The sequence below is a fragment of the Rhodococcus sp. Leaf233 genome, from assembly GCF_001426165.1.
Lineage (GTDB): Bacteria > Actinomycetota > Actinomycetes > Mycobacteriales > Mycobacteriaceae > Rhodococcoides > Rhodococcoides fascians.
In genome coordinates this window covers 983,946-1,000,245 of record NZ_LMRO01000001.1, presented here as the reverse complement: position 1 = coordinate 1,000,245, position 16,300 = coordinate 983,946, and the positions used below count along the sequence as shown (strand labels likewise).

Here is a 16,300-nt window from a genome sequence, read left to right as displayed (position 1 = left end):
TGGTCGGTCAGATCAGCGAGTTCATCGCCGGTCGATCGGCCAACGAGACTTCGGTCGAGAACGGCTCGAACGAATCCCCGGCCACGCGGAACTGCATCAGTCCGGCACCGGAATCGACCATGCCGCACCGGTTGAGCATCGTTCCGACGATCTGCCGACTCATCGCCCCGAGTTCGACCAGCGGCCGATTGCGATGCTTTCGCACTCCCAGGTTCACCTGTCCGATGGCCTGCAGACCGAGCCGGTCGTATGTGTCGAGAAGCAGGCCGATCTCCACCCCGTAACCGGGCGCGAACGGCACCGCCGACAACAACTCGCGAGTGCCCGCGTACTCCCCGCCCAGCGGCTGAATCACGCCGGTCAGCTCCGGGCGCAGCGCCGCGAGCAAGGGTCGAGCCACCAACTCGGTGACGCGTCCACCGCCGTTGGCGTCCTCGGTGCCACTGACGCGAAGTGGACGTCGGTAGTAACCCTTGACGAGATGAATGCCGTCGCCCATCAGCAGAGGGCCGAGCAATTTCGGGACGAAGGCCGGATCGGGATTGATCAGATCGGAATCGACGAAGGCGATGAGGTCACCCGTCGACGCCGCGACCGATCGCCACAGCACCTCGCCCTTGCCCGGTACCGGATCGAGCCCCGGTACTGCCTCCTCGCGACTGATGACACGGGCACCGGCCGCTCTCGCGCGCACTGCCGTCTCGTCGGTCGAGCCCGAGTCGAGCACGATCAGTTCGTCGACGAGGCCACCGAGCAACGGGTGGATGGTGTCGATGACGGCAGCCACCGTCTGTTCCTCGTTCAGCGCCGGAAGCACCACGGACACCGTGCGGCCCGCCTTGGCGGCCTCGAGCTCGGCGATGGTCCATTCGGGGGTGTCCCAGCTGTTGGTCTCGGACCACATTCGGGTCACGTCCGTTCGATCGGCCAGTGTCATGCCAGCCCCCTGACCGTCCGCGCCGGGGTTCGTCGTCCCTGGATCGCTGCCACCATGTCGACGACTCTTCTGGTCGACGCAACCTCGTGCACCCGGAACATCCGGGCTCCGCCTGCTGCGGCCAATGCTGTCGCTGCCAATGTTCCCTCCAACCGGTCGGCGAGCTCTACCCCTAGAGTCTCGCCTACGAAGTCCTTGTTGCTCAGCGCCATGAGCACAGGCCACCCGGTGTTTACAAGAACGTCCACGCGACGCAACAACTCGAGCCCGTGATAGGTGTTTTTCCCGAAATCGTGGGTCGGATCGATCAGAATCGAATCTCTCCTCACCCCCTCCGCGACGGCATTGTCGGCAGCTGCGGTGACTTCCGCGATCACATCGGCCACGACGTCGGTGTACCGAACCCGGTGCGGACGGGTCCGCGGAACGGCACCGCCGGTGTGCGAGCAGACGATCCCGACTCCCTCGGCAGCGGCGACGCGCACCAACTCGGGATCGGCTCCGGCCCAGGTGTCGTTGATCAGATCGGCTCCCACACCGCAGGCCAGGCGAGCAACCTCGCTACGCCAGGTGTCGACACTGATCAGCAGATCCGGATACGCATCCCGGATCGCTTCGACGAACGGCACGACGCGGCGGATCTCCTCCGCCGCGTCGACAAGGTCACCGGGGCCTGCTTTGACGCCGCCGATATCGACCATGTCGGCACCCTCGGCGACAGCCCTGTTCACGGACGCCATCGCTGCATCGTCGGAGAAATTCGCACCCCCGTCGTAGAACGAGTCGGGGGTGCGATTGACGATCGCCATGACCAGAGCTCGATCGTCGGCGACCGGCTTACCGCACAGAGTGCTCATTCATCCATAGTGGCATTTCGGCGGAGGTGCCCGAGCGCGATGGTGTCGGCACCCACATTCGCCCAGTGCCGGGCACCACGTCCGTCGGCGTCGAGCTCGATGACGTGGAACTGTTCGAGCGCAACGGGCAGCCCCGAGGATGGCACGCCGAACAGAGGCGAGCCCGTGTGGGTTCCCTCCATCTCGACCCGCGCGGCGATTCGGTCTCCTTCCCCGAAGAGATCACCGATCGTCACGCGCAGGTCGGGCATCGCAGAACGGAACATCGCGATCGCGCCTTTGAGGTGTGCCGCCATATCCGGTTCGTCCTGTCCGAAAGCGTGCTGGTCGACAGCGCTCGGCGCGAGTGCTGCATCCACCGTCGAGAGATCACCCCGCCCGAATCCGTCCTCGAAGACCCGTCCCACTCGATCTTTCGCCTGTTGGATATCCATGACGCCCCGATTCGTTCAAGTGGCACTCGGATCAATATGCATATACTCGACCCGATGACCGAAAACGTCAAGAGGACCTACAACTCCGCCGTGCGGCAACAGCAGGCCGAAGGCACCCGACTCCGCATCATCGAGGCCGCGCGCGGACTCTTCCTCGCCCACGGATACGGCACAACCTCGGTCCCGTCGATCGCCGCCGCGGCAGGTGTCTCGGCGGACACCGTCTTCCACGTCTTCAAGAACAAGCGCACGCTGCTCAGAGAAATGGTGGATCTGGACATCGGCGGAGACACCGACCCGACGCCGATCATGCAGCGCTCATCAGCATCGGCCGTGCGCGACGAACTCGATCAACGCACGCAGCTCCGCATGTTCGCGTCAGGAATCGCCGAACAGGTCGCGCGAATCAGAGCGGTCGACGACATCTTGCTCAGCGCGGCTGCCGTCGACGAGGACATCGCAGCACTACGACGCGATATCCAGGACCGACAACGCAGATCGGCGATGATGCAGATCGCCGAGTGGATCGGGGCACGTGGAGATCTGGCCGTTGACCTCGAAACGGCAGGAACCACCATCTGGGCCCTGACCAGCCCCGAAATGCACCGAATGTTGTGCGAGCGGTCGGGTTGGACGACCGACCGCTACGCACGATGGCTCGAGGCCACCCTCGCCTCGAGCTTGCTGGTTACCCCTTAGGGGCCTTGCCGGCGGCAACCTCGTCGACGTAGCCGTCGTAGAACTTCTCGTAGCCACCGGACTTGCCGCGCAGCACGTGGAGTTCGCTGTCACCGTCTTCCTGGAACCCCAGCTTGCGTAGAGCGACCTTCTGGCTCTTGAACGTCGAGGTCTGCTCGAGGCTGTCGACGATGCGCACGAACAGCGGCACCGCGTACGTCGGCAGCTTGTCGTAGAGGTGCTCGGCGAACGACTTGCCGTCGAAGGACTCACCGTCGCGCAGGGTCACCGCAGCCATACCGGCCTTGCCGTCGGCACCCTCGATATCGACGCCGTAGACGACGGCACCGTCCACTGCCGGGTGGCTACCGAGTGCACCCTCGACCTGGGTCGTGGCGACGTTCTCGCCCTTCCAGCGGAAAGTGTCTCCCAGTCGGTCGACGAATGCGACGTGCATCCAGCCCTGCTTGCGAACGAGGTCGCCGGTGTCGAACCACGCGTCACCGTCTTTGAATCCGTCGCGCACCATCTTCTTCTCGGTGGCCTTGTCGTCGGAATACCCGTCGAACGGTGCCCGGTCGGTGATCTTGGACAGCAGCAGGCCCACTTCACCGTTGCCGACCTTGCGGAGCTTGCCGTCGTGGCCGCGCTTGGCCTTGCCCGACTCTTCGTCGTACTGCACCACGGCATACGGCAACGGGCAGATTCCGGCAGTCTTCTTCATGTTCAGTGCGTTGATGAAGGCGATGTTGCATTCGCTGGCACCGTAGAACTCCGCGACGCGGGAGATACCGAAACGCTCGGTGAACTCCTCCCAGATCTCCGGTCGCAGTCCGTTGCCGACGATCAGCTTGACCGAGTTGTCCCGGTCGGAATCCTTCTTCGGCTGCGTGAGCAGGTACCGGCAGAGCTCGCCGATGTAGGTGAACGCCGTGGCCTTGTTGACGCGAATGTCTTCCCAGAAGTTGCTCACCGAGAACTGCTTACCGATGGCCATCGTCGCGCCGCCGGCGAGCACCGAGGACAGCGTCACCGTCAGCGCGTTGTTGTGATAGAGCGGAAGACAGCAGTAGATGACGTCGTCGCCGCGCAGTCGCACGCCCATGTTGCCCAGGCCCGACATCGACTTGAGCCAACGGAAGTGGCTCATCAGGCTGGCCTTGGGCATGCCCGTCGTTCCCGAGGTGAAGATGTAGAACGCCTTCTCCTTGGCCTGGATCTCCGCGGTGACCGACGGGTTGGCCGTCGACGCCTTCGCGGCCAACTCGCCGAGCTCCTTCAGCGGCAACACCGACCCGACCTTGGGCTCGTTGTCCAGAGAATCCAGCGCTTCCTGCGCGTTCTCGTCGAGGACCAGCACCTTCGCTTCGAGAATTCCGAGGCTGTGCTCGAGCACGTCGCCGCGCTGGTTGTAGTTGAGCATGCCTGCGGTGGCACCGAGCTTCACGGCAGCCAGCGCCGCGAACAGCGCCTCGGGGCGGTTCTTGCTCAGCACACCGACGACGTCGCCGCGTACGACCCCCCGGTCGGTGAACACTGCGGCGTACTGATTGACCAGCGCGTTCGCATCCTTGTAGGAGATCGACTCACCCTCGAAACGGACGAACGGTCGAGTGCTGTTCTTGGCTGCCGCGTCCTGGAAAATCAGTCCGATGGAGACCTTGTGGTCCGGCTTGCGGGTGAAGCCCGCCAGCCCCTTGAGCAGGCTCGGCACCTCCGTCACCATTTTCGGCAACGCGACCGCGAGGTCGGTCACTCCGATTTTCTGACGGGCATCGACAGCCATGAGCTCCCCTTTGAGACGATGTGAGATAACTAACCCTACTAGAGAGTAACAACTTCCAGCACTTCGTCAGGCGGGCTCGGTTGGTGAACTTTCACAACGCGCCGCACACGTCCAGGGCCTCGTCGACAGAAGTGGTGCGCACGAGCGCGTCGAGGGCTCGTTGCTGCACGAACCCGGTGGAGCTCAGACCGTCGATCCACTGCATCAGGCCGTCGAAGTGCCCGAACGGATCGAGCATCACCATCGGCTTGCTGTGCATGCCCAGATAGCCGGCCGTCCACGTCTCGAACAGTTCTTCGAGCGTTCCGATGCCGCCGGGCAACGTGATGAACGCGTCGGCTCGGTCCTCCATGATCTTCTTCCGCTCACGCATCGTGTCGGTGACGATCAACTCGTCGGCATCGACGTCGGCGACCTCGCGGTGCACGAGCGCTTTCGGGATGACACCGACGGTGTTGCCTCCGGCTGCGCGTGTCGCCGCGGCCACCGCGCCCATCATCGAGACGTTGCCGCCGCCCGACACCAGCTGCCAACCACGTCGACCGATCTCGGTACCGACCTCACGCGCCAGATCGATGAACGACGCGTCGACCGGTCCCGATGCGCAGTAGACACACACGCTGATCCCCGAAACGCCGACCGACTGCACGCTCACTGCTGGGCCTCCCGGACGATGCGGACGGCCTCGTCGACGCTGTCGGTGCAATGGATGAGGTCGAGGTCCTTCTCGGACACCTTGCCTTCTTTCACGAGAGTGGTCTTGATCCAGTCGAGCAATCCCGACCAGAAGTCCTTGCCCAGCAACACGATCGGGAATCGTGTGACCTTCGCGGTCTGCACGAGTGTGAGCGCCTCGAAGAGTTCGTCGAGAGTACCGAAGCCTCCGGGCAGGCACACGAACGCTTGGGAGTACTTGACGAACATGGTCTTGCGTACGAAGAAGTATCGAAAGTTGACACCGAGATCGACCCAGTCGTTGAGGCCCTGCTCGAACGGCAGCTCGATGCCCAGTCCGATGGAGTACCCGTCGGCCTCGCTCGCGCCGCGGTTCGCGCCCTCCATCACACCGGGACCGCCGCCGGTGATCACGGCGAAGCCTTCACGCGCCAGGGCAGCTCCGAGTTCACGCGCCCGCTCGTATTCGGGATGGTCGACGGGTGTGCGCGCCGAACCGAACACCGTCACCGCTCGCGGCACCTCGGCCAGAGCACCGAAACCTTCGACGAATTCGCTCTGAATGCGCAGCACGCGCCAGGTGTCCGAGTGGATCCAATTGCCGGATCCGCGTTCGTCGAGCAATCGTTGGTCCGACGTGGACGTCTCGGTGTTTCGACCGCGGCGAAGTACGACGGATCCCTTGTGTTTGGCGGGCTTTTCGCTGCCGATCTGTTCGTAACTACCTGGGTCGTCGACGCTGTTCATGGCGTTCAGGCTATCCGGCGGAGAGGTAGCTCCGTAGAACCTGTGTCACGTGCGTGATCTGTTCGACCGGGACGCGCTCGTCGCGCTTGTGGGCGAGGTTGGGATCGCCCGGTCCGTAGTTGACTGCGGGTATGCCGAGGGCGGAGAACCGGGAGACGTCGGTCCAGCCGTACTTGGCCCGGAACTGTCCTCCCGCTGCCTCGATGAGGGCAGCGGCAGCAGGCTGGTTCAGCCCGGGCAGCGCACCCGGTGACGAGTCGGTCACCTCGAACCCGAGATCGAGTCCGTCGACCACCTCACGGACATGCTCGACGGCCTCGTCGACACTGCGGTCCGGTGCGAAACGGAAATTGACATCGAGCTCGGCGGCATCGGGGACAACATTGCCCGCCACCCCGCCGGCGATCCGAACTGCTTGCAGCCCTTCGCGATATACACATCCATCGATATCGACGCTGCGAGCGTGGTAGGCCGCCAGCCGATTGAGCACCGCACCGAACTTGTGAATGGCGTTGTCGCCCAACCAGGATCGGGCACTGTGCGCTCGGGTTCCCGACGCCGTCAGCCGAACACGCAGTGTGCCTTGGCAACCGGCTTCGATGAACCCGCCGGACGGTTCGCCCAGAATCGCGACATCGGCGTTCAGCCATTCGGGTAGCTCACGTTCGATGCGACCGAGACCGTTGCGTGAGGCAGCAATCTCCTCGCAGTCGTAGAACACCAGAGTCAGGTCGTGTGCCGGGTTGTCGATCGTTGCGGCGAGGTGAAGAAACACCGCATCGCCCGACTTCATGTCGACGGTCCCGCAGCCGTGCAGGATGTCTCCCTCGGCGCTCTCGTGCTCGCGCCGCGACGGGACGTTGTCGGCAATCGGCACGGTGTCGAGATGGCCGGCAAGCATCACCCGTGAACCCAGCCCGCGGTTGGTTCTGGCCAGGACGGCGTTGCCGCTCCGAATTATCTCGAAGCCTGTGGTCTGCTCGCGAAGTGCCTGCTCCACCTCGTCGGCGATACGCGCCTCGTCCTCACTGACACTGGGGATGTCCACCAGCGCCGCGGTGAGGTCTATCGGGTCGGCATGCAAATCGAGCGTCACGGCGACAACCCTAGGCTTTGGGCCCCGGAATCTCGCGGACCACGCCGTCGAAGCCTGCGCCGAACAATCTTCCGCTCGAAAACCCCTGCTCGGAGCGACCGTAGGAGACGACACTGGTCAACCGAGTACCGGTCCCGATCACGCAGGTGACCCCCGGAGCATCGATGCGGACGACGGAACCGCCTGCATTGAGCGGTACCACCGGACGGCCGGCGGCGTCGAGAGTGAGACCGTCCGGGGCAGCCAACGAGTCGAGCCCCTTCAGATCGAGCAGGTCTTCCGGTGCCGACGGATTTGCAATCGGAATTCGACTGACGCCCGCGTTCACGAAAGTCCGAGAGACGTAGAGATATTTCCCAGCGGCATCGAGCACCGCGCCGTTGGCGCTCGGCAAGCGCGCCCAGCTCGGGTCGACAGAACCGTCGGGGCTGATTCGGCCGATGAGCGAACCGAAGTCGTTGGTGGCGTAGACGGTTCCGTCCGCAGCAACGGCGAGTCCATTGGCAGCACTGAGTCCCTTCGCAAAGGGAGTGGCGGCAAGGGTGTCGATGTCGAGTCGAACGATGCCGGCGGCCTTGACGACGTCTCCGACGAATACACGGGGATCGGCACCGTAGCCGACCAGGAGCGTCCCGTCGGGCATCCACGCCAGAGCTCCGCCGCCGCCGCTGGGAACCTTCGCAATGGGATACGCGGGCTGTCCAGGTGCGTCGATGCGGTACACCCGGCCCGAGACGATATCGGTGACATACGCGCGGCCCGACCCATCGACGGCAAGGCCCTCCAGCGCAGCCCCAGGAATTTTCGCGACCTCTGCCGACTTCCCGCCGACGCCGGCGCAGTTGGGTGCGGCGGCTGCGGTACCGGAACCGGCTACCACGCCGGTCACCGCGAGGAGTGATGCAGCGACCACCGAGATTATCGAACGCATAGCTATTGACCTGCTCGATCTCATGGAATCCCCCGCCTACGGCGACCCCCTGTCAGCCGATGGGCATTTTTACCACGCCTCGGCGACAACCAAGCCGAAAGCGACTCCGAGAATGATGGTCGAAGCGAAGGTTGCCACCAACCCGGTGAACGACATCCCGTCGGCCATCATCGACACTGCTCCTCTTCCGAGCGAAATCCTGCGGGTGGTCATTGTCGTCACTCTGTCAGCCCACGGGCCCCGGGCCGGTCTCCGCGAATCCCGATGTGGTCACGCTCGTCAGCCGAACGGATAACGAACCGCCGTCGTGACCGAACCGGCGACTACCGCCGGTCGGTGTGCCCGGAAATCACCTGGGAACCTGCGGCGCCCAGTCACCGAACCACGCACGACGCACCACCGCGTATTCTTCGAGCCGTGAGTGCACAGGGAGCAACAGCAGTAGGTATTGCCAACATCACGACATCGGGCGTAGTTCTCGACACCTGGTTTCCGAGCCCGGAGCTCGGGTCCGATCTCGAGGCCGGCACGACTCGGCTCGAAGGATCCGACATCCCCGCGGAGCTGGCCGCGCTGGTCGGTGCGGACGAGGCGCGCGGCGTCGAGGTCGTCGCAGTGCGCACCAACATCGCATCTCTGGACGATGCTCCGATCGACGCCCACGACGCGTACCTACGACTGCATCTGCTGTCGCATCGCCTGGTCGAGCCGCACGGTCAGAATCTCGACGGACTGTTCGGACTGCTCGCCAACGTCGTCTGGACCAACTTCGGACCCGCAGCGGTCGAGGGCTTCGAGACTGTGCGTGCGAAGCTACGTGCCCGCGGCCAGGTAACCGTCTACGGCGTGGACAAGTTCCCGCGCCTGGTCGATTACGTCGTTCCCACCGGCGTCCGCATCGCCGACGCCGACCGTGTGCGCCTCGGTGCTCATCTGGCCAGTGGAACGACGGTCATGCACGAGGGCTTCGTCAACTTCAATGCAGGCACGCTCGGTAACTCGATGGTCGAGGGACGCATCTCCGCGGGCGTCGTGGTGGGTGACGGTTCCGACGTGGGCGGCGGTGCGTCGATCATGGGCACGCTGTCCGGTGGCGGCAAGAACGTCATCTCCGTCGGCAAGAGCTGCCTGCTCGGTGCCAACTCCGGACTCGGCATTTCACTCGGTGACGACTGCGTCGTCGAGGCGGGGCTGTACATCACCGCCGGAACGAAGGTCAGTGGACCGGATGGAACCGTGGTGAAGGCGGCGACGCTGAGCGGCAAGTCCAACCTCCTGTTCCGTCGTAACTCGCTCTCGGGTGCGGTCGAGGTTGTGCCGTGGAAGGGCACCGGCGTCGAGCTGAACGCAGCGTTGCACGCCAACGACTGAGAGCCTGATCGACTCCAATCGATCAGTCGGACAATCTCTTCCAGCCCCGCACCGTGTTTTCGGTGCGGGGCTGGTGTATTTGTGTGGGGCTGGTGCGTGTGTGCGCGGACCTATGCGATGTGGGGGCCGGCTCGGGCGTGAGATTGCCGGGGTTCTCGGTACGGGTCGACGGATGCCGGGGGTACGAACCAGGGGTGTTGATCGCTGCCGATGAACACTTCCCAATCGGAGTGGTGGATGAGTCGGTGATGAAATCCGCACAGGAGGACGAGGTTGTTCATGTCGGTGGGGCCACCATCGGCCCAGTGCCAGATGTGGTGACCTTCGGTCCAGGCGGCGGGTTTTCCGCAGCCGGGGAACGCACAGCCGTGATCGCGGGCCGTCAAGGCGCGTTTCTGTTTCGCGGTGACGGTACGGGCGGTGCGGGCGAGGTTGAGTGGGTTGCCGTTCTCGTCCATGACGATGGCGGTGAGAAGGCAATCGCAGGCGAGTTGGCGAGAGGTGTTGCGGGAGAGGGGTCCCATCCACGGTAGCCACCCGACCGACGTGCCGTCACCGAACAAGTCGCGATACGCGCCGCGATCCTGGCTCGGTCCGGCAGCGCTGCCGGTCTGGAGTTCATCCGCCGCGTCGGTGTCGATGGGATTGCCAGTGTTGATGTCGACCGGATCTGCTGCGTCGGTTTCGGATTCTGTTGCTGCGCGTGAGGTTTCGTCGTCTGTTATGTCGTCGGCACTGTCGCGGAGGTCGGTGAGGTCCTGCAACCGGATGTGCAGGTTCAGGTGCGGGCGTTCACCGCCTTCGGTGGGGCGGTTACTGGAGGCGAGGTATCGGTCGAGGATGTGTCCGAAGGCGTCGGCGCGTCGCCGTGCGGGACTGCGTTCGTCTTGGGTGCCGTCGGCGGCAGGGCGGGGTTCGGTCAACGGTGAAAGCGCGGTGAGCAGCTTTTCTCCGGTGATCGCATCGAAATCCATCTTCGCCACGAGACGTCCGTTGAGGGTTTTCGAGGCGAAGAGTTCGTTGCGGTCGGTGTCTTCCGGTGGTGGCTTGTTGCCGCCGTAGNGGTGATCGCATCGAAATCCATCTTCGCCACGAGACGTCCGTTGAGGGTTTTCGAGGCGAAGAGTTCGTTGCGGTCGGTGTCTTCCGGTGGTGGCTTGTTGCCGCCGTAAGTGTCCTCGAGTTTGGTGATCGCTTCTCGGATGCGGTCGGTGCGTGCCCCGGGCCCGGTTGCGGCGGTGATCATGGCTTTACGAGCGAGATCGCGGCCCTCTTGGGGGAGGTTTTTCGGTGGGGTTTCGGCGAAGGTGAGGATCAAGGCGGCGTGGTCGATGGTCATGCTGCCGGTGTTCACGGCGTCGGCGATGTCGGGGAAGTTCTTCATGCCGCGGCCGAGGGCGACGATCTTGTTCGCTTTGCTCGGGGTGAGGAGGGTGGTGGAGGTCAGCCACCCTGCGGGTCCGGGGAAGCCGAGCTTCTCTCGGCTCACGCGGGTGTCGATGTCGGCGACGAGAGCGATGCGCCGTGCTTCGAGCAGTTGGATCTTGTGGGAGACATCAGCAGCGTCGGCGAGGAGTTCGCTCTCGCTCAGTTGCCAGATCTCCGTGGTCATGGAGATAAGTGTATCGAACGTGTGTTCGATACGCAATGATGGTGCAATCGAAAACTATTGCTGTGCATAAGGATTCGCGAACCGGCACCTGTCGGTGGTACATGCTATGAGGAATGACCTACTGCACGACGGTCCCCTGGTGATACAGAATCGTCCACTCCCCTGCCTGTCGCTGCCAGAGTGTCGCTCGCCGGGTGCGTCTGTCCATCTGCAGCAGCGAGTACGTCAACAGGTACGTGTCCGAGGCGATCTCACGGACCTCGAATTCACTGGATTCCCAGTCGATACCGCGGTCGCCGAACGGGTCCTCTCGATAGCGCTTTTCGAGAACGGCCCAGACCTCGTCACGGTCGTATCGGGTACCGGACGCACCGACCTCCCAGAAATCGACATCGGTCAGACGATCGAAATCTTCACGCGTGATGCCGTACTCACGGCGGTGGAAAATGGGTTCACGCCGTTCGAGCTCCGCGAGCACGGATCGCACGTCGACCACCGGTCTGCCTGCGGCAGCGTCAGCCGATGGTTCCGAGCGAAGCCAGTGTCTTGACCACGGCGCGCGCGGCCTCGGCACCCTTGGTTTCGAGGTGCGCGGTGAAGAAGGCGTTGTGATCAGCGTGTTCGTGAAAGTGATGTGGAGTCAGGACCACCGAGAACACGGGGACGTCGGTGTCGAGCTGCACCCGCATCAGCCCGTCGATCACCGCCGTTTCGACGAAGTCGTGTCGGTAGATTCCGCCGTCCACGACGAGCGCTGCGGCGACGATCGCCGCATACTTTCCGGTTCTGGCGAGCCGCTGCGCGTGCAGCGGGATCTCGAATGCTCCGGGCACCTCGAAGACATCGACCGCGGTGTCGGCATGGCCCAACTGCTCGAGTTCGGCGGAGAAACCCACCCGCGCACGATCGACGATGTCCAGGTGCCAGGTGGCATGGACGAAGGCAATGGATCCGGCGAGTGGAGTGGTCATGGATGCGATGCTAGCGGTATCGCTCGTCGAGCAAGTCGAGTGTTGCGCCATCGAATTCGCCGGAGAAATACTTCTGCAACACTTCGACGAAAACGGACTGCCCCTTGGTAGCTTCTGCGAAAAGCGTCATGGACGAGTGCAGCTTCAGATTGTCCGGGTAACCGAAGATCTTGTCGACCGTGCTGCCCTCGACCGCAACAGTGAGCTGCGCGGCTTTCTTCAGGCGTGGCCCGAGAACTTCGTGGGACAGGTACAGCTCGGCCTCGGTCAGGTCTGCGATGCCGAAGTGCTGAGCGGTGGCACTGCGGCCCAGGCCGGCCAACTGCGGAAACACGAACCACATCCAGTGCGTCTGCTTCCGACCTGCCTTCAACTCCTTGACCACGACGTTCCAGACGGGATCCTGGGCGTCGACGAAGCGTTGCAGGTCGTATTCGGTCATACCGACAACTTAGCGACACAGGAGTGGAGCCCGCGGAATGACCCGGTCAGGTGAATCCGCGGAGCAGGGTGTCGACCGTGGCGTCGAGCAGGTCATCGGCAGGCATGCCGTCGAGGAGGTCGCCGGCGGCGAGCACGGCGAGTCCGTGGACGCTCGCGAACGCGACGCGGGCGAGGACGGCAGGCGATGCTTCGGTGATGACTCCCGCGTCCATCGCAGCGTGCAGCAAGGATTCCGTCGCCGCCATGCTTTTGTGCGCAACGTCTTTGAGTTGTTCGCTGGCCTCGGGGTGATGCTTGGTGCTGTACATGACGTCCAGTAGCTGTGGATGTTCGACGGCAAAGCCCAGGTAGGCGCGGGCGACACCACGAAACTTGGCCAGCAGCTCTCCCGGCCCGGTGGCCGCGTCGACCATTCGGCGATTCATTTCCTGAAAGCCGTGCAGCGCCAACGCATCCAGCAGTGCTTGCTTGTCGCGGAAGTGGCGCGCGGGGGCTGCGTGACTGACACCCACGTCTCGGGCCAACTGCCGCAGCGACAGCGCATCCACGCCGTCGCGGGCGATGCTCTGCTCGGCCTCCTCCAGGAGCACCGCGCGCAGATCACCGTGGTGGTAGCGCTCCGTTGCCATGGACTCACCCTAGGCGATGTTGGCGTTGACAACAATGCTGACAGTGCCTACATTTGCTCGCATGACATCCACAGCACTCATCACCGGGGCGAGCTCCGGCCTCGGCGAGGAATTCGCACATCGCTTTGCCGCACGCGGCGAGAACGTCGTCCTCGTGGCACGACGGGCGGACCGACTCGAGACACTTGCCCGCCGCATCGAAGCAGACCATGGCGTCACCGCGACCGCCGTCGCCATGGACCTGGGCGTGCCGGGCATCGGCGAGTCACTACGAAAGGCGTTGGCCGACAAAGGGGTAACACCCACCACGCTGGTCAACAATGCAGGATTCGGGACCCACGGGCGCTTTCGCGACGAGGATCCGGCGCGGGTGGCGTCGGAAATCGCATTGAACGTCAGCGCGCTGGTGGATCTGACACATGCGTTTCTGCCGAATCTGACCGGCGCGTTGATCAACATCGCGAGTACCGCTGCGTATCAGCCCACTCCGAACATGGCGGTATACGGGGCGACGAAGGCGTTCGTACTGAACTTCACCGAGGCGCTCGCCTACGAGTACCGCACGTCACCGCTGAAGATCCTCGCTCTCTCCCCCGGCCCGACGCGCACCGAGTTCTTCGACGTCGTCGGATCCGAGGATGCCGCAGTGGGCAACTTCCAGACCTCCGAGCAGGTGGTCTCGACGGCCATGCGCGCCTTGGACTCTCGCCGTACCCCTGCCAGCGTCGTGTCCGGTCTGTCCAACAAGATCAGCGCCGGCAGTGTGCGTCTCGCGCCACGATCGTTGGCCGCGATAATCAGCGGTCGCCTACTGAAGGCCTGACCCCTAACCCCGCGGTCGACGCGAATCGATCACTCCCGTGTCGAATCCGGCCAAGTGCAGCCCGCCGTGGAAGCGGGCGTGTTCGATCTTGAGGCACCGGTCCATGACGACGTTCAATCCCGCCGCCTCGGCGTCGTGGGCAACCTGCTCGTGCCACAACCCGAGCTGCAACCAGATCGTCTTCGCCTGCGCAGCAATGGTTTCGCTCAACACATCCGGGAGATCGTCGTACTTGCGAAAGACGTCGACCAGGTCCGGACTTTTCGGTAGATCCGCGAGAGTCGAATAGACGGTCGTTCCTTCGATGTCCGAGACCGTCGGATTGACGAGAAATATTTCGTAGTTGCTTGTCGAGGACAGATACCGATTGACGAAATAGCTTGCTCGCGACGGGTTCTTGGACGCACCGACGATCGCGACGGTTTTCGTCTCACGCAGGATCCGCTGACGGTCCTGAGCGGAGGGTCCCTGCCAGGTTCGTTCGCTCATGACCGCGCCTTCCCGGTTGCCAGCGTCAAGGCCTGATCGAGATCCCACAGCAGGTCCTCGCCGTCTTCGAGGCCGACACTGATCCGAATGAGTTCGGGCCCCACCCCCGCGCCGGCCAGTTGATCATCGCTGAGCTGTCGGTGGGTGGTGCTGGCCGGGTGGATGACCAGGGTGCGTACGTCGCCGATGTTCGCGACGTGACTGGCCACCTGGACGCTCTCGACGAACGTTCGGCCGGCGTCGCGACCACCTTCGATGCCGAATGCGAACACCGCGCCCGGACCCGAGGGCAGATATTTCGCGGCGCGATCGTGGTGCGAATGACTCTGCAATCCAGCCCATCTCACGTACTCGATGCGTGGGTCCGACTCGAGCCACTCGGCGACGACGCGCGCATTGGCCACGTGCGCGTCCATGCGCTGCGGCAACGTCTCGACGCCCTGGATCAGCGTGAAGGCAGAGTGCGGAGCCAGTGCTGCACCGATGTCGCGCAGTTGCTCACTGCGCAATTTGGTGAGAAATCCGTACTCCCCGAAGTTGCCCCACCACGACAGGCCCCCGTACGAGGCCACCGGCTCGGTCATCTGCGGGAACTTGCCTCGGCCCCAATCGAATCGACCGGACTCCACCACGACGCCGCCGAGCGTGGAGCCGTGACCGCCGAGAAACTTCGTTGCCGAGTGAATGACGATGTCGGCTCCGAACTCGATCGGCCGGCTCAACCACGGTGTCGCCATCGTCGCGTCGACCACCAGCGGGATCCCATGATCGTGCGCGACCGCGGCGAGACCCTCGAGATCGGCGATTTCACCGGAGGGGTTACCGATGACCTCCGCGTAGATCAACTTGGTCGAATCTGTTACCGCCGCCGCATAATCGGCCGGGTCCGTGCCGGGAACGAAGGTGGTCTCGACGCCGAAGCGCCGCAGTGTGACGTCGAGTTGCGTCACGGTTCCGCCGTAGAGTCCGGCTGCCGCGACGATGTGATCACCGGTGCCGGCCAGCGCGGCGAACACCGCGAACTCGGCCGCGAGCCCGCTGGCGAACGCGACCGCCCCGATGCCGCCTTCGAGGCTCGCGATGCGCTCCTCGAAGGCGGCGACCGTCGGGTTACCGATGCGGCTGTAGACGTTGCCGTACTTCTGCAGAGCGAACAGATCCCCTGCGTCAGCAGAATCCTCGAACACGTAGCTCGCCGTTTGATAGATCGGCACCGCACGCGAACCGGTTGCCGAGTCGGGCCGCGCGCCGGCGTGAATTGCTCTGGTACGCAGGCCGAATGTTCGCTCGCTCATGACGTCAGGCCGTTTCGAGGACGGTGTGGATCGGCGTGGGGTTACGCGTGAGATCCAGTACCGGGCAGTGATCGTCCACGGCCTGCTGCAATTCCTCGTACCGCTCACGGGTCTCGGGCCCGGTGACCGTCACGACGACGCGCACCTCACCGAATCCCGGCCGCACGTCGTCGTCGAACCCGAAGAAGCCACGTACGTCGAGGTCGCCCTCGGCCTTCGCCTTGATGTCGTCGACGATGATACCGAGCTTCTCGGCCCAGACGCGGTAGGTGACCACCTGGCAGGACAGCAGCGACGCGAGGTAGTACTCCACGGGATTGGCGGCCGTGTTCTCTCCGCCGAGGGCCGGCGGCTCGTCGACCTCGACGCTGAACTTGCCGAGTGTGACGGTGCTGGCGACGGCATCGTGCGCGGTGGCGGAGGCACGGAATACAGCGTGAGCGTTCTTCGCGTCGGCGCGTACTGCGTCGTCGGTGGCAGCGATGACGCCGCCGAGATGGGAGACAGATGTGGTCATGAGTGATC

The 16,300-nt window shown here is 64.0% G+C and carries 20 protein-coding genes and 1 pseudogene; 3 read left to right on the top strand and 18 right to left on the bottom strand.

Translation table 11 applies throughout. The annotated features are described in order from the left end of the window. Nucleotides 1-7: 7 nt before the first annotated feature. From ASH04_RS04925 to ASH04_RS04915, 3 genes are read right to left on the bottom strand one after another with little or no spacing between them, the layout of a single operon-like run. Nucleotides 8-937: a glucosyl-3-phosphoglycerate synthase gene (locus ASH04_RS04925; protein ID WP_027498057.1), complete on the bottom strand. Its 930-nt coding sequence runs from the start codon at nucleotides 935-937 to the stop codon at nucleotides 8-10. After that, entirely contained in the window at nucleotides 934-1,794 is an 861-nt protein-coding gene (folP, locus tag ASH04_RS04920; protein ID WP_057472849.1) for a dihydropteroate synthase, read from the bottom strand. The genes ASH04_RS04925 and folP overlap by 4 nt, the downstream gene beginning before the upstream one ends. Next, nucleotides 1,791-2,228, bottom strand: a complete 438-nt coding sequence (locus ASH04_RS04915) for an ester cyclase (RefSeq protein WP_057472848.1) — start codon at nucleotides 2,226-2,228, stop codon at nucleotides 1,791-1,793. The genes folP and ASH04_RS04915 overlap by 4 nt, the downstream gene beginning before the upstream one ends. A 54-nt stretch (nucleotides 2,229-2,282) precedes the next feature. On the opposite strand from ASH04_RS04915, the gene ASH04_RS04910 reads away from it, so the two are divergent. Next, nucleotides 2,283-2,927, top strand: a complete 645-nt coding sequence (locus ASH04_RS04910) for a TetR/AcrR family transcriptional regulator (RefSeq protein WP_051365251.1) — start codon at nucleotides 2,283-2,285, stop codon at nucleotides 2,925-2,927. On the opposite strand, the gene ASH04_RS04905 is transcribed toward ASH04_RS04910, so the two are convergent. The 6 genes from ASH04_RS04905 to ASH04_RS26410 form a co-directional block, all read right to left on the bottom strand. Beyond that, nucleotides 2,917-4,692, bottom strand: a complete 1,776-nt coding sequence (locus tag ASH04_RS04905) for a long-chain-acyl-CoA synthetase (RefSeq protein ID WP_057472847.1) — start codon at nucleotides 4,690-4,692, stop codon at nucleotides 2,917-2,919. The genes ASH04_RS04910 and ASH04_RS04905 overlap by 11 nt on opposite strands. A gap of 91 nt (nucleotides 4,693-4,783) precedes the next feature. Continuing rightward, nucleotides 4,784-5,347 carry a TIGR00730 family Rossman fold protein gene (locus ASH04_RS04900; RefSeq protein WP_235579925.1) on the bottom strand — a complete coding sequence of 188 codons (564 nt, stop codon included), beginning with the start codon at nucleotides 5,345-5,347 and terminating at the stop codon, nucleotides 4,784-4,786. Next, the gene (locus tag ASH04_RS04895) at nucleotides 5,344-6,114 is read right to left on the bottom strand and encodes a TIGR00730 family Rossman fold protein (protein ID WP_045840749.1); all 771 of its coding nucleotides are present in this window, start codon (nucleotides 6,112-6,114) and stop codon (nucleotides 5,344-5,346) included. The genes ASH04_RS04900 and ASH04_RS04895 overlap by 4 nt, the downstream gene beginning before the upstream one ends. A gap of 10 nt (nucleotides 6,115-6,124) precedes the next feature. Continuing rightward, nucleotides 6,125-7,210, bottom strand: a complete 1,086-nt coding sequence (gene dapE, locus ASH04_RS04890) for a succinyl-diaminopimelate desuccinylase (RefSeq protein ID WP_032365377.1) — start codon at nucleotides 7,208-7,210, stop codon at nucleotides 6,125-6,127. 10 nt (nucleotides 7,211-7,220) lie between these two features. Further along, complete coding sequence (locus ASH04_RS04885) at nucleotides 7,221-8,141, bottom strand: SMP-30/gluconolactonase/LRE family protein (protein ID WP_235579924.1); 921 nt, start codon at nucleotides 8,139-8,141, stop codon at nucleotides 7,221-7,223. Nucleotides 8,142-8,210: 69 nt separating this feature from the next. Continuing rightward, nucleotides 8,211-8,354: a hypothetical protein gene (locus ASH04_RS26410; protein ID WP_155288421.1), complete on the bottom strand. Its 144-nt coding sequence runs from the start codon at nucleotides 8,352-8,354 to the stop codon at nucleotides 8,211-8,213. A 204-nt stretch (nucleotides 8,355-8,558) separates the two neighbouring features. Between ASH04_RS26410 and dapD the strand changes: the two genes are divergently transcribed. Then, nucleotides 8,559-9,512: a 2,3,4,5-tetrahydropyridine-2,6-dicarboxylate N-succinyltransferase gene (dapD, locus tag ASH04_RS04880; protein WP_032383853.1), complete on the top strand. Its 954-nt coding sequence runs from the start codon at nucleotides 8,559-8,561 to the stop codon at nucleotides 9,510-9,512. Between the two features lie 110 nt (nucleotides 9,513-9,622). Here dapD and ASH04_RS04875 read toward each other — a convergent pair. The 6 genes and pseudogenes from ASH04_RS04875 to ASH04_RS04850 form a co-directional block, all read right to left on the bottom strand. Next, nucleotides 9,623-10,574: pseudogene (locus ASH04_RS04875) on the bottom strand (DUF222 domain-containing protein); the annotation flags it as partial. A gap of 1 nt (nucleotide 10,575) precedes the next feature. Further along, on the bottom strand, nucleotides 10,576-11,124 hold a 549-nt coding region (locus ASH04_RS27110; RefSeq protein ID WP_235579923.1), incomplete at its 3' end, for a DUF222 domain-containing protein. Nucleotides 11,125-11,242: 118 nt separating this feature from the next. Further along, on the bottom strand, nucleotides 11,243-11,611 hold the full coding sequence (locus tag ASH04_RS04865; protein WP_235579922.1) for a nuclear transport factor 2 family protein: 369 nt from the start codon (nucleotides 11,609-11,611) through the stop codon (nucleotides 11,243-11,245). 28 nt (nucleotides 11,612-11,639) lie between these two features. Then, entirely contained in the window at nucleotides 11,640-12,095 is a 456-nt protein-coding gene (locus ASH04_RS04860) for a 6,7-dimethyl-8-ribityllumazine synthase (protein ID WP_032383855.1), read from the bottom strand. A gap of 10 nt (nucleotides 12,096-12,105) precedes the next feature. Beyond that, nucleotides 12,106-12,537: a DUF1810 domain-containing protein gene (locus ASH04_RS04855; protein WP_032375462.1), complete on the bottom strand. Its 432-nt coding sequence runs from the start codon at nucleotides 12,535-12,537 to the stop codon at nucleotides 12,106-12,108. 46 nt (nucleotides 12,538-12,583) lie between these two features. Beyond that, complete coding sequence (locus ASH04_RS04850) at nucleotides 12,584-13,168, bottom strand: TetR/AcrR family transcriptional regulator (protein WP_057472842.1); 585 nt, start codon at nucleotides 13,166-13,168, stop codon at nucleotides 12,584-12,586. 61 nt (nucleotides 13,169-13,229) lie between these two features. Between ASH04_RS04850 and ASH04_RS04845 the strand changes: the two genes are divergently transcribed. After that, nucleotides 13,230-13,991: an SDR family NAD(P)-dependent oxidoreductase gene (locus ASH04_RS04845; protein WP_037219506.1), complete on the top strand. Its 762-nt coding sequence runs from the start codon at nucleotides 13,230-13,232 to the stop codon at nucleotides 13,989-13,991. A gap of 3 nt (nucleotides 13,992-13,994) precedes the next feature. Here the strand turns inward: ASH04_RS04845 and ASH04_RS04840 are convergent, their stop codons facing one another. The 3 genes from ASH04_RS04840 to ASH04_RS04830 are packed head-to-tail and all read right to left on the bottom strand — an operon-like array spanning nucleotide 13,995 to nucleotide 16,292. Beyond that, nucleotides 13,995-14,480, bottom strand: coding sequence for a CoA-binding protein (locus tag ASH04_RS04840; protein WP_057472841.1), 486 nt, complete (start codon nucleotides 14,478-14,480; stop codon nucleotides 13,995-13,997). Next, complete coding sequence (locus ASH04_RS04835; RefSeq protein ID WP_027498073.1) at nucleotides 14,477-15,775, bottom strand: O-acetylhomoserine aminocarboxypropyltransferase/cysteine synthase family protein; 1,299 nt, start codon at nucleotides 15,773-15,775, stop codon at nucleotides 14,477-14,479. The genes ASH04_RS04840 and ASH04_RS04835 overlap by 4 nt, the downstream gene beginning before the upstream one ends. 4 nt (nucleotides 15,776-15,779) lie before the next feature. Beyond that, nucleotides 15,780-16,292, bottom strand: coding sequence for an OsmC family protein (locus tag ASH04_RS04830; protein ID WP_032390329.1), 513 nt, complete (start codon nucleotides 16,290-16,292; stop codon nucleotides 15,780-15,782). Nucleotides 16,293-16,300 lie beyond the last annotated feature (8 nt).